General features: G+C 72.2%; 11 protein-coding genes and 1 pseudogene. 3 read left to right on the top strand and 9 right to left on the bottom strand.

Annotated elements, in window-relative coordinates; translation table 11 throughout:
- Positions 1-452 precede the first annotated feature (452 nt).
- Positions 453-1,112 carry a class F sortase gene (locus tag ACWD3D_RS27515; protein WP_451463481.1) on the top strand — a complete coding sequence of 220 codons (660 nt, stop codon included), beginning with the start codon at positions 453-455 and terminating at the stop codon, positions 1,110-1,112.
- Between the two features lie 85 nt (positions 1,113-1,197).
- Here the strand turns inward: ACWD3D_RS27515 and ACWD3D_RS27510 are convergent, their stop codons facing one another.
- Complete coding sequence (locus tag ACWD3D_RS27510) at positions 1,198-2,052, bottom strand: polysaccharide deacetylase family protein (protein WP_451463480.1); 855 nt, start codon at positions 2,050-2,052, stop codon at positions 1,198-1,200.
- A gap of 156 nt (positions 2,053-2,208) precedes the next feature.
- Between ACWD3D_RS27510 and ACWD3D_RS27505 the strand changes: the two genes are divergently transcribed.
- Both ACWD3D_RS27505 and ACWD3D_RS27500 read left to right on the top strand, forming a co-directional pair.
- A complete protein-coding gene (locus tag ACWD3D_RS27505; RefSeq protein WP_451463479.1) occupies positions 2,209-2,670 on the top strand; it encodes a universal stress protein in 462 nt (153 codons plus the stop codon).
- 190 nt (positions 2,671-2,860) lie between these two features.
- Entirely contained in the window at positions 2,861-3,463 is a 603-nt protein-coding gene (locus ACWD3D_RS27500; protein ID WP_451463478.1) for a sigma-70 family RNA polymerase sigma factor, read from the top strand.
- Between the two features lie 20 nt (positions 3,464-3,483).
- Here ACWD3D_RS27500 and ACWD3D_RS27495 read toward each other — a convergent pair.
- The 8 genes and pseudogenes from ACWD3D_RS27495 to ACWD3D_RS27460 form a co-directional block, all read right to left on the bottom strand.
- Positions 3,484-3,561 (bottom strand): annotated as a pseudogene (locus ACWD3D_RS27495) (zf-HC2 domain-containing protein); the annotation flags it as partial.
- A 102-nt stretch (positions 3,562-3,663) separates the two neighbouring features.
- The gene (locus ACWD3D_RS27490; protein WP_451463477.1) at positions 3,664-4,854 is read right to left on the bottom strand and encodes a sensor histidine kinase; all 1,191 of its coding nucleotides are present in this window, start codon (positions 4,852-4,854) and stop codon (positions 3,664-3,666) included.
- The gene (locus ACWD3D_RS27485) at positions 4,851-6,341 is read right to left on the bottom strand and encodes a sodium/solute symporter (protein ID WP_451463476.1); all 1,491 of its coding nucleotides are present in this window, start codon (positions 6,339-6,341) and stop codon (positions 4,851-4,853) included. Before ACWD3D_RS27485 ends, ACWD3D_RS27490 begins: the two co-directional genes overlap by 4 nt.
- 61 nt (positions 6,342-6,402) lie before the next feature.
- Positions 6,403-6,765, bottom strand: a complete 363-nt coding sequence (locus ACWD3D_RS27480; RefSeq protein WP_451463475.1) for a hypothetical protein — start codon at positions 6,763-6,765, stop codon at positions 6,403-6,405.
- A gap of 144 nt (positions 6,766-6,909) precedes the next feature.
- Positions 6,910-7,662: a LytR/AlgR family response regulator transcription factor gene (locus tag ACWD3D_RS27475; RefSeq protein ID WP_451463474.1), complete on the bottom strand. Its 753-nt coding sequence runs from the start codon at positions 7,660-7,662 to the stop codon at positions 6,910-6,912.
- A 71-nt stretch (positions 7,663-7,733) separates the two neighbouring features.
- Positions 7,734-8,594: an Fpg/Nei family DNA glycosylase gene (locus ACWD3D_RS27470; protein WP_451463473.1), complete on the bottom strand. Its 861-nt coding sequence runs from the start codon at positions 8,592-8,594 to the stop codon at positions 7,734-7,736.
- A gap of 79 nt (positions 8,595-8,673) precedes the next feature.
- Positions 8,674-9,531: an amidohydrolase family protein gene (locus tag ACWD3D_RS27465; protein WP_451463472.1), complete on the bottom strand. Its 858-nt coding sequence runs from the start codon at positions 9,529-9,531 to the stop codon at positions 8,674-8,676.
- A gap of 2 nt (positions 9,532-9,533) precedes the next feature.
- Positions 9,534-9,677, bottom strand: coding sequence for a hypothetical protein (locus ACWD3D_RS27460; RefSeq protein WP_451463471.1), 144 nt, complete (start codon positions 9,675-9,677; stop codon positions 9,534-9,536).
- Between the last annotated feature and the right edge of the window lie 87 nt (positions 9,678-9,764).

The raw sequence follows: 9,764 nt of genomic DNA, 5'->3' as shown, positions 1-9,764 counted from the left end.
GCGCGGGTCTTCTCGTCCAGGGTGGAGCGGCCCTGGTCCGTCCACGTGTCGAAGGACGGGTCGGTGAGGAAGGTCGCGTTGATGCCGCCCTTGGCCGTCGCGGTGACCGCGAGAGCGCGTGTAGCACGCATTGTCAGAACCTCCAGTGGGACGCGCCCCGGAAGCCTCTCCTCCGGGATCGACCGAACGCGTCCCATGACGAACCCTCACCAGAACCGGGCCCGGGCCGCATGTCGGCACCACCGCCCCTGGTACGGCGACACGCCGAGCGGCGCGTGACACCAGCTGACGGAGTCCCAGGTCACGGGCCGTCAGAATTTTTATCTGACCATTACGCCGACAGGCAGGGCTGCTGACCTGCGAGGACCGCTCGCCACCCGTTCGCCCCGCTCCGATCGCCGTCACGCCCGCGCACCCCTAGCGTGCCGAGCGTGGCGACGAAAGGGAGAACCATGGGCCGGGACAACTGGAAGGTCCGGCGGACCAGACACACTCCCTGGGGGGCGGTCGCCCTGGTCATGCTCACCGGGGTCGCGCTGATGAGGAACGGCGTCGACGTGCCGGACGGGCCGCCTCAGCCCGTCGCGGCCGCCCGCATCGACAGCGTGCGGGACGTCGACGACATCCCCGTGGAGGGGGAGCCGGTGCAGATGCTGCCGTACGCCCCCGCCGCCCGCGTCTCGATCCCCGCGATCAAGGTGGACGCCCCGATCGTGGACGTGGGCCTCGACCAGGACGGCTGGATCGCCGCGCCCGACCCGCAGGACAAGAATCTGGCGGGCTGGTACCAGAACGGCATCTCGCCGGGGCAGCGGGGCACGTCGGTGGTCGTCGGCCACGTGGACAACATGTCGGGGCCCGCCGTCTTCTACGGGCTCGGCGCCCTCACCAAGGGCGAGCACGTGGAGGTGACCCGCTACGACGGCAGGGTCGCGGTCTTCGAGATCTACGGTGTGGAGGTCTTCTCCAAGGCCGACTTCCCCGGCCCCCGGGTGTACGGGGACACCGGCTACGCCGAGCTCCGGGTCATCACCTGCGGCGGCGGTTACTCGAAGGCCGCCGGGTACGACGGCAACGTGGTCGTCTTCGCGCGCCTGACAGAGACCCGCTGACCGCGGACCGGCCGGCCGGAGTACACCGGGCGAAGACGTCTCCGCCCGGTCCGCGCACCACCCCCGGGTCCCCGCACTCGGGCGCTCAGACGCGGTACGGCACCGTGAGCCGGTAGCCCTCGTCGATCAGACGGGGCAGGTAAAGCGGCAGCGCCTCGACGGTCTGTGACCGGTTTCCTCCGGCATCGTGGGAGAGCACGACCACTCCGGGGGCGGCCCCGTCCAGCACCCGGCCGATGATCGCGTCGGTGCCGGGCGTCTCCCAGTCCAGCGTGTCCACCGTCCAGGCCATCGGTTCCATGTTCAGCTCCGCGCCGATCTCGAAGATGTTGCGGTTCCACGCCCCGTACGGCGCCCGGAACCAGAGCGGCGCCTCACCGGCCGTCCGCTGGAGCACCTCGCTGGTCCGCTCGATCTCGTCCCTCGCCTCCGCCCGGGTCAGGCCGGTCATCAGGGGGTGCGTCCAGGTGTGGTTGCCGATCACATGGCCGTCCTCGGCGATGGCACGCACCAGATCCCGGTTGTCGTTCGCCATCTCGCCGCAGAGGAAGAACATGGCGTGCACCTGATGCCGGCGCAGGGTGGCCAGGATCTGCGGCGTGTAGAGCGGATCGGGGCCGTCGTCGAAGGTGAGCACCATCGCACGGCCGAGGTCCGGCAGCTCCTCGAAGGGCCGGGTGCGTACGGGTGGCCGCGCGGGCCGGCGGCGGGGTGCGGCCTCGGCGGCCTGACCGACCATGGGCTGGAGCCGGTAGGCCGAGGGCCTGCGGGGCACCGCGGCGGGCGGACCTGCCGCCACCGGGGTTCGCGGGCCCGCGGCGGGCCCGGCGGGGGCGGCGGCAGGTTCCGCCGCGATCAGGTGCGCGGCGGCCGCGGCACCGAGCCCGGCCGCGCACTTGAGCAGCATCCGACGCCCGGGGGGCTTCTTTTCATACTTCATGACCAACTGCTCGCACGAAGATCGTTTTGTCGTGTCGTGCGACACGAAGGCCAGGTGAGGTGTACCCGATGGAAGGACCGCCCCTGTGCCGACCGGCCCAGCACCGCACCCCGACCCGTTCGGCACCCGGGTACGCGAGCCGCTAGCCTTCCTGCCGTGACTGAGCAACAGCGACACCAGTTCGAACGTGGCACTGACGGTCCCAAAGTGATCGTCGCGGGCATCGACGGCTCCGACTCCTCCATGCGCGCGGCGGCCTACGCGGCCGGGCTCGCACGCAGGCAGAACGCCACGCTGGCGCTGGTCTACGTCCAGCCCCTGATGGTCACCGGGGCGGCGCTCGGGGCGCCGGTGGCGGGAACCACAGGTGATGTGGCGGAAGGGCTGATCAACGAGATCCGGACCTCCACGGAGCGGATGAAGGACACCTGGGACGTGCGTTGGGAGTTCCACACCTTCCGTGGTGACCCGTACAACGGGCTGGTCAGCGCCGCGGACGAGTTGAAGGCGGACGCCGTGGTGGTCGGCGCCTCCGAGTCGGCCGGGCACCGGATCGTCGGCTCGGTGGCGGTGCGGCTGGTGAAGGCGGGACGCTGGCCCGTGACGGTGGTGCCGTAGAGCACGTCCCGCATGGCCCACCGCAGGGGTCCGTAGCCGGGGCCGCCGACCGTTCACCGCACCGCTCGCCGCTCCGTGCGACCGCTCGTCGCACACCGCGGCCCACGGCCTGTTCCTCCGCCCGTCGATGCGTTCGTATACGCCAGGCGGCAACGAGGCCGCTGCGACCTGCGGGAGGGGACGTTCCACGATGTCCACGGCGACCACCGACGAACGGGCCATCGCGCAACTGCTGCGGGAACACGGCCCTGCGCTCTTCCAGTTCCTCCAGGGGCTGACCTTCGGCGACCGCCAGCGGGCCGAGGATCTGGTCCAGGAGACGCTGGTGCGCGCGTGGCAGCATCCCGAGGCGTTCGCCGCGCCGTACGAGTCCATGCGCCCGTGGCTCTTCACCGTGGCCCGGCGTCTCGCCATCGACGCGCGCCGGTCGCGGCAGGCACGGCCCACCGAGGTGAGCGACTCCGTACTGGAATGCGCCTCCGCCCTCATGGACACCGCCGATTCGGCGGTCCGCTCCCTCGACGTGCGCGCGGCGGTGCGCGGGCTGAGTCCCGAACACCGTGCGGTGCTGGTGGAGATCTACTTCCACGGGCTCAGCGTCGGGGAGACGGCCGAGGTGCTCGGCATACCGCCGGGCACCGTCAAGTCGCGTTCCTACTACGCCCTCCGGCTGCTCCAGCGCGGTCTGCCCGGCTACTCCAGCAGATCCTGCTCGGTCAGCAGGGCGAGGAAGCCGGGAGCCCGCGCCAACTCCGTCTCGGCTGCGGCGCACGCGCCGCAGAGGAGCAGGTGAAGCGAGACCTCGTGCGCTTCCCGCTCGGACAGCGCGTCGAGTACGTAGGCACCGAGCAGGAGCCTCACGTGCGGGCATTCGGCCGGACCGGCGGTCATCGCAACCTCGTATCTGCTCAACGACTCCACTCACCTTGGCCCACGTGGATCAGCGGCCGTCGGTTCAACTGCCGTCATGAAGAGGCGAGGCCGGCGCCGGGGTCAGGAGCCGTGGACCCCGGCACGGTACTTGGGAAGCCGCAGAGTGATCTTCATGCCCGCACCGACGCCGGTCTCGATGACGAGTCCGTAGTCGTCGCCGTACACCTGGCGCAGCCGCTCGTCGACGTTGAGCAGGCCGATGCCGGTCGAGGCGCCACCCTCGCCTCGCAGGATCTGCCGCAGCCGCTCGGGGTCCATGCCGGTGCCGTCGTCCTCGATGACGACCTCGGCCTCGGAGCCCGCGTCCAGGGCGGAGATGGTGATCCGGCTTCGGGTGACGGCCCCTTCGAGACCGTGCTTGACGGCGTTCTCCACGAGCGGCTGGAGACAGAGGAAGGGCAGGGCGACGGGCAGCACCTCGGGCGCCACTTGCAGGGTGACCGCGAGACGGTCGCCGAACCTCGCTCGCACGAGCGCCAAGTACTGATCGATGGAGTGGAGTTCGTCGGCGAGAGTGGTGAAGTCGCCGTGCCGGCGGAAGGAGTAACGCGTGAAGTCGGCGAATTCCAGGAGGAGTTCGCGGGCCTGTTCGGGGTCGGTGCGGACGAACGACGCGATGGCCGCCAGCGAGTTGAAGATGAAGTGCGGGGAGATCTGGGCACGGAGCGCCTTGATCTCGGCCTCGATCAACTTGGTCCGTGAGCGGTCGAGTTCGGCGAGTTCGAGCTGTACGCAGACCCAGCGGGCGACCTCGCCCGCCGCGCGCGCCAGCACAGCGGACTCGCGTGGCGCGTGGGCCACGAGCACGCCGAGTACCCGGTGGTCGACGGTGAGCGGTACGGCCACCGCCCAGCGCAGCGGGCAGTCCAGATCGCCGCAGTCGGTGGTGAAGGCGGTGTCACGGCCGTTCTCCAGGAGCTCCTTGACCTGCTCCATCACTTCCGGGCCGTGGTGGTGCCCCGCACCGTCCCAGACGAGTACCCGTTCGCGGTCGGTGAGGCAGAGCGCGTCGGTGCCCAGCAGGGAGCGCAGCCGGCGGGCGGAGCGCCGGGCGCTGTCCTCGGTCAGTCCGGCCCGCAGCGGGGGTGCGGCCAGCGACGCGGTGTGCAAGGTCTCGAAGGTCGCGTGCTCGACGGGGGTACCGACGTCGCTGGGCCGCACGGGACGGACGGTACGGCGGCCGAGGAGAAAGGCCGATCCGGTCAGCAGGGCGATCATCACGACGAGTACCGCGATCCCCGCCGCGGTCATCGGTCCCTCCCCGCGGTCAGTGCCTCCGGCAGGTGGAAACGGGTCATCGCCGCGTTGGTGCCCGGGGGTACGCGCCCCGGGGTGGCGAGCGAGACGAGGACCATCGCGAGGAAGCCGACCGGCACCGACCACACGGCGGGCCAGGCCAACAGCGCGTGGGGCCAGCCTGGCGGCCGTACGGCCCCGCTCACCGTGATCGCCACGGCGAGCAGCGCCGAGCCGCCGCCGAGCAGCAGTCCCGCGATGGCTCCCGGCGGGGTGAGCCGGCGCCACCAGATGCCCAGCACCAGCAGGGGGCAGAAGGACGAGGCGGAGACGGCGAAGGCCATCGCCACCGCGTCGGCCACCGGCACCCTGCTGACGAGGAGCGACCCGGCCAGGGGCACGGCGATGGCGAGGACGGTGGCGGGCCGGAAGTAGCGCACGCCGCGCTGCGGCAGGACGTCCTGGGTGATGACCCCGGCCACGGCGACGGTCAGGCCGGAGGCGGTGGAGAGGAACGCGGCGAACGCTCCCCCGGCGATCAGCGCGCCCAGCAGGTCGCCCCCGAGCCCGCCGATGACCCGCGCGGGCAGCAGCAGTACGGCCGCGTCGGCCTCGCCGCCGTGCCGCAGTTCGGGGGCGTACAGGCGCCCCAGTGCTCCGTAGACGGGTGGCAGCAGGTAGAAGAGGCCGACCAGGGCGAGTACGGCGACGGTGGTGCGGCGCGCGTCGCGGCCGTTGGGGCTGGTGTAGAAGCGGACGACGACGTGCGGGAGCCCCATGGTGCCGAGGAAGGTGGCGACGATCAGCCCGTAGGTCGCGTACAGCGGGTGGTCGGCGCGGAAGACGGCGTGCTGCCCGCCGAAGGTGACGGCCGGGCGCCCGTCGCCCTGCCAGGCGAGCACCAGGAAGAGTGCCGGGACCAGCAGTGCGGTCAGCTTCAGCCAGTACTGGAAGACCTGGACGAAGGTGATCGACCGCATCCCGCCCGCCGCGCCCGCGACCACCACCACCGAGGCGACGAGGACGTCCCCGAGCCAGCCGGGCGCACCGGTGAGGATCTGCAGCGTGAGCCCGGCCCCCTGGAGCTGGGGGACGAGGTAGAGCCAGCCCGCGCCGACGACGAACACGCTGACCAGGCGGCGCACCTGGCGCGATTCGAGGCGGCCCTCGGCGAAGTCCGGCAGGGTGTACGCCCCGGAGCGGCGCAGCGGGGCCGCGACGAAGAAGAGGAGCACCAGATAGCCGGCGGTGTAGCCGACCGGGTACCAGAGCATGTCGGGACCGTGCACCAGCACCAGTCCGGCGATGCCGAGGAAGGAGGCGGCGGAGAGGTACTCCCCGCTGATCGCCGCCGCGTTGAGGCGGGGACGGACGGTGCGGGAGGCGACGTAGAAGTCGGACGTGGTGCGGGAGATCCGCAGGCCGAATCCGCCGACGAGCACCGTGGCGAGGACGACGAGGGCGACCGCCGCCCACGACGCCGTGTGGTCGGGCGTGTTCACCGTTCGACGTGCCCTTCACCGGAGCGGGCGAAGAGGGCGGGCGGGAGGCCGGCGGGTTTCGTCACTGGGCGGGGCGGCCTTCCACGAGCCGGGCGAAGTCCCGCTCGTTGCGTTCGGCCCGGCGTACGTACCACCAGGCGAGGAGGGTGATCGGCGGGTAGACGGCGAACCCGAGGGCGGCCCAGACGACCGCGCCGCTGTGCAGGGTGGTGAAGACGAGCGGGAGGGTGCCTGCGACGAGGGCGAGGGCCGCGAAGGCGGTGAGCCCGGCGCGGAGCTGGCTGCGCATCAGCGAGCGTACGTACGCTCCGCCGAGGGCGGTCTGCTCGTCTATCTCGGACTGGGTGCGGTGGCGCGGCAGCGGACGCACCCTCCGGGGTACTCCCGTCACGACCTCGCGCCGGGGCGTGGGCTCTGCGGACATGAGCGGGCAGTTTAGGGTGCGCGGGGTGCGACTGGGAAGGGGCCTCGGCCGGCGCGGCACCGGGGCGCGTTTCGACAGTGGCGCGGTCCGCCCGGAGGGCGGGGTCCGGTGACGTCCGGTGCGTGCGATCGGAACCCGACCTGGTCAGCGACTGCCCTGGCGCATCAGGAGATCGCGCAGGGCGCGGCTGTGGCGGCGGCTCACGGCGAGTTCCGCGCCGCCGATGCGCACGCTCATGGCGCCCGCGTCCAGGCGGAGTTCGTCGATGCGGGCGAGCGCGACGAGGTGGCGGCGGTGGATGCGGACGAAGCCCCGGGAGCGCCAGCGTTCCTCCAGCGTGGTGAGCGGAATCCGCACGAGGTGGCTGCCGGTGGCGGTGTGCAGCCGGGCGTAGTCGCCCTGGGCCTCGGCGTACGCGATGTCCTCGACGGGCACGAACCGGATCACTCCGCCCAGTTCGACCTGCACCGGATCGCCGCCGGTGTCGTGCACGGGCGCGGTACGCTCCCCCACCTGTTCGGCGACGCGGCGTACGGCCTCGGCGAGGCGTTCGCGGCGTACGGGCTTGAGCACGTAGTCGACGGCCTTGAGGTCGAAGGCGTGTACGGCGAAGCCCTCGTGGGCGGTGACGAAGACGATGAGCGGGGGCGAGGCGAAGCCGCCCAGCAGCTGGGCGACGTCGAGACCGGTGAGTCCGGCCATGTGGATGTCCAGGAAGACGACATCGATCGCGTCGGGGTCGTCGGGTCCCGCGTCGACGGCGGCGCCGATGCGGCGCAGCGCCTCGGTGGCGCCGGTGGCGCCCTCGGCGCTGTGGATGCGGGGGTCGGCGCGCAGGAGGTAGAGGAGTTCCTCCAGGGCCGGTTCTTCGTCGTCGACGGCGAGTACGCGCAGCATGAGGCCGGAGTGTAGGCGGTGTCCGGAGGCCTCTGCCCGGCCCGTTCATTTCAGGGCCTCGGCGTGGCCCGTCATTTCAGGAAGCGTGACGTCCGACGGTCGGCGAGCGGCTTCCCGCCGGTCTGGCAGGTGGGGCAGTACTGGAGCGCGGAGTCGCTGAACGACACTTCCAGCACGGTGTCCCCACAGACCGGGCAGGGCTCCCCCGCCCGCCCGTGGACGCGCATGCCGCTGCGCTTCTCGGACTTGAGCTTGCCGGCGGCGACCCCGCTGGTGCGCGCGACGGCTTCCTCCAGGGTGGTGCGCAAGGCCGAGTAGAGATGGCTGATGTCGTCGTCGCCGAGGTCGGCGGTGCGCTTGAACGGGGACATCTTCGCCGCGTGAAGGATCTCGTCGCTGTAGGCGTTGCCGATGCCCGCGATCAGCGACTGGTCGCGGAGCGCGCCCTTGATCTGGCGGCGTTCCCCGGAGAGCAGGGCGGCGAAGGCGTCCCGGTCGAAGTCCGGGGCCAGCGGGTCGGGGCCGAGCCGGGCGATGCCGGGAACCTCCATCGGGTCGTGGACCAGGTACACGGCGAGCGCCTTCTTGCTGCCCATCTCGGTCAGGTCGAAGCCGTCGCCGCCGTCGAGCACGGTGCGCAGGGCGAGCGGCCCCTTGCCGGGCCCGGGCGGTTTGGCGGGGAAGGACTCCCGCCATTGGAGCCAGCCGGCCCGGGCCAGATGGGTGACGAGGTGGAGTGGGCCCGCGCCGATGTCCAGGAACTTGCCGTGCCGGTCCACCGAGGTGACGGTGGTCCCCTCCAGTGCGGCGGGTGGCGGGTCGTACGTCTTGAGTACGTTGACGGAGAGCGGGAGGACGCGGGCGATCTCCCTGCCGACCAGGTGGTCGCCGAGAAAGACCCGCAGGGCTTCGACTTCCGGCAGCTCGGGCATGTGTCCAGCCTGCCGCAGGCTCCGGACGGTCGGCCACCGCTGGCCGGGCCGCCGTCCGTCCGCCGCGACGGCGGGAAGTTCAGCCGAGCCGGTAGACCCGGGTCGCCGTACCGGCGAAGACGGCGGTGCGCTCGTCCTCGGAGAGGCCGGCGGTGAGCGTGCGCGCGACCCCGAGGACCTCCTCGTACGTGGCGGCGAGGCGGCACACCGGCCAGTCCGAGCCGAACATCAGCCGTCCCGGTCCGAAGCGGTCGAGCAGGACGTCGGCGTACGGGCGCAGGTCGTCCACGGTCCAGTGGCGCGGGTCCGCCTCGGTGACCAGGCCGGAGAGTTTGCAGACCGTGTTGGGCAGGGCGGCCAGCGCCCGCAGGTCGTCGGCCCAGGGCTGGAGATGCCCCTGGGCGACGGGTGGCTTCCCCGCGTGGTCGAGCACGAAGGTGAGCCCGGGCAGCAGGGCGGCGGCAGCCGTCGCGGCGGGCAGCTGGTGGGGCCGGACGATCAGGTCGTAGACGAGACCGGCGTCGGCGACGGCGGCCAGGCCGCGCTGCACGTCGGGGCGGAGCAGCCAGCGCGGGTCGCTCTCGCCCTGGACCTGGTGGCGGATGCCGGTCAGCCGGTCGCCGCCGGGCAGGGACCGGAGTGCGGCAAGGGTGTCGGCGACGTCGGGGGCGGTGAGGTCCGTCCAGCCGACGACCCCGGCGACGAGGTCGCTGTCGTGGGCGAGGGCCAGGAACTCGGGTGTCTCCTCGGCGACGGAGACGGTCTGCACGAGGACGGTGGCACCCACACCCGCTGCCCGGACCTCGGGTTCCAGGTCGGCGAGGGTGAAGCTGCGCCGGATGGGGGCGAGCTCCTCGCCGGTGATCCACTCCTGGTCGCGCACGGCGAGGTCCCAGACGTGGTGGTGGGCGTCGACGATCGTCGCGGGCGCGTCCATGGTCACCGCTCCCCGGGGGCCGGTGCCCCGGTGGGCGCGCCCGGGGCCGGGAGGAGCCCTTCGGAGCGCAGGTCGTCCCAGAGCGCGGCAGGCAGCGGGGTACGCAGCAGGGCGGCGGCGTCACGCACCTCGGCCGGCGAGCGCACCCGGCGAGGCGGTACTTGACCTGGGGCATTCGGGTGAAAAGGTAAGCGGGGTGAACTCGGTGGTTGGTGCGGCGCCACTCCCGGGGC

The sequence above is a fragment of the Streptomyces sp. NPDC002690 genome (genome assembly GCF_053592415.1).
This window is presented reverse-complemented; position numbering and strand designations above follow the sequence as displayed.

Excerpts from the sequence above, each read along its gene's own strand:
- ACWD3D_RS27515 (WP_451463481.1), top strand. The coding sequence starts at position 453 with ATGGGCCGGGACAACTGGAAGGTCCGGCGGACCAGACACACTCCCTGG.
- ACWD3D_RS27510 (WP_451463480.1), bottom strand. The coding sequence starts at position 2,052 with ATGAAGTATGAAAAGAAGCCCCCCGGGCGTCGGATGCTGCTCAAGTGC.
- ACWD3D_RS27500 (WP_451463478.1), top strand. The coding sequence starts at position 2,861 with ATGTCCACGGCGACCACCGACGAACGGGCCATCGCGCAACTGCTGCGG.
- ACWD3D_RS27490 (WP_451463477.1), bottom strand. The coding sequence starts at position 4,854 with ATGACCGCGGCGGGGATCGCGGTACTCGTCGTGATGATCGCCCTGCTG.
- ACWD3D_RS27480 (WP_451463475.1), bottom strand. The coding sequence starts at position 6,765 with ATGTCCGCAGAGCCCACGCCCCGGCGCGAGGTCGTGACGGGAGTACCC.
- ACWD3D_RS27475 (WP_451463474.1), bottom strand. The coding sequence starts at position 7,662 with ATGCTGCGCGTACTCGCCGTCGACGACGAAGAACCGGCCCTGGAGGAA.
- ACWD3D_RS27470 (WP_451463473.1), bottom strand. The coding sequence starts at position 8,594 with ATGCCCGAGCTGCCGGAAGTCGAAGCCCTGCGGGTCTTTCTCGGCGAC.
- ACWD3D_RS27465 (WP_451463472.1), bottom strand. The coding sequence starts at position 9,531 with ATGGACGCGCCCGCGACGATCGTCGACGCCCACCACCACGTCTGGGAC.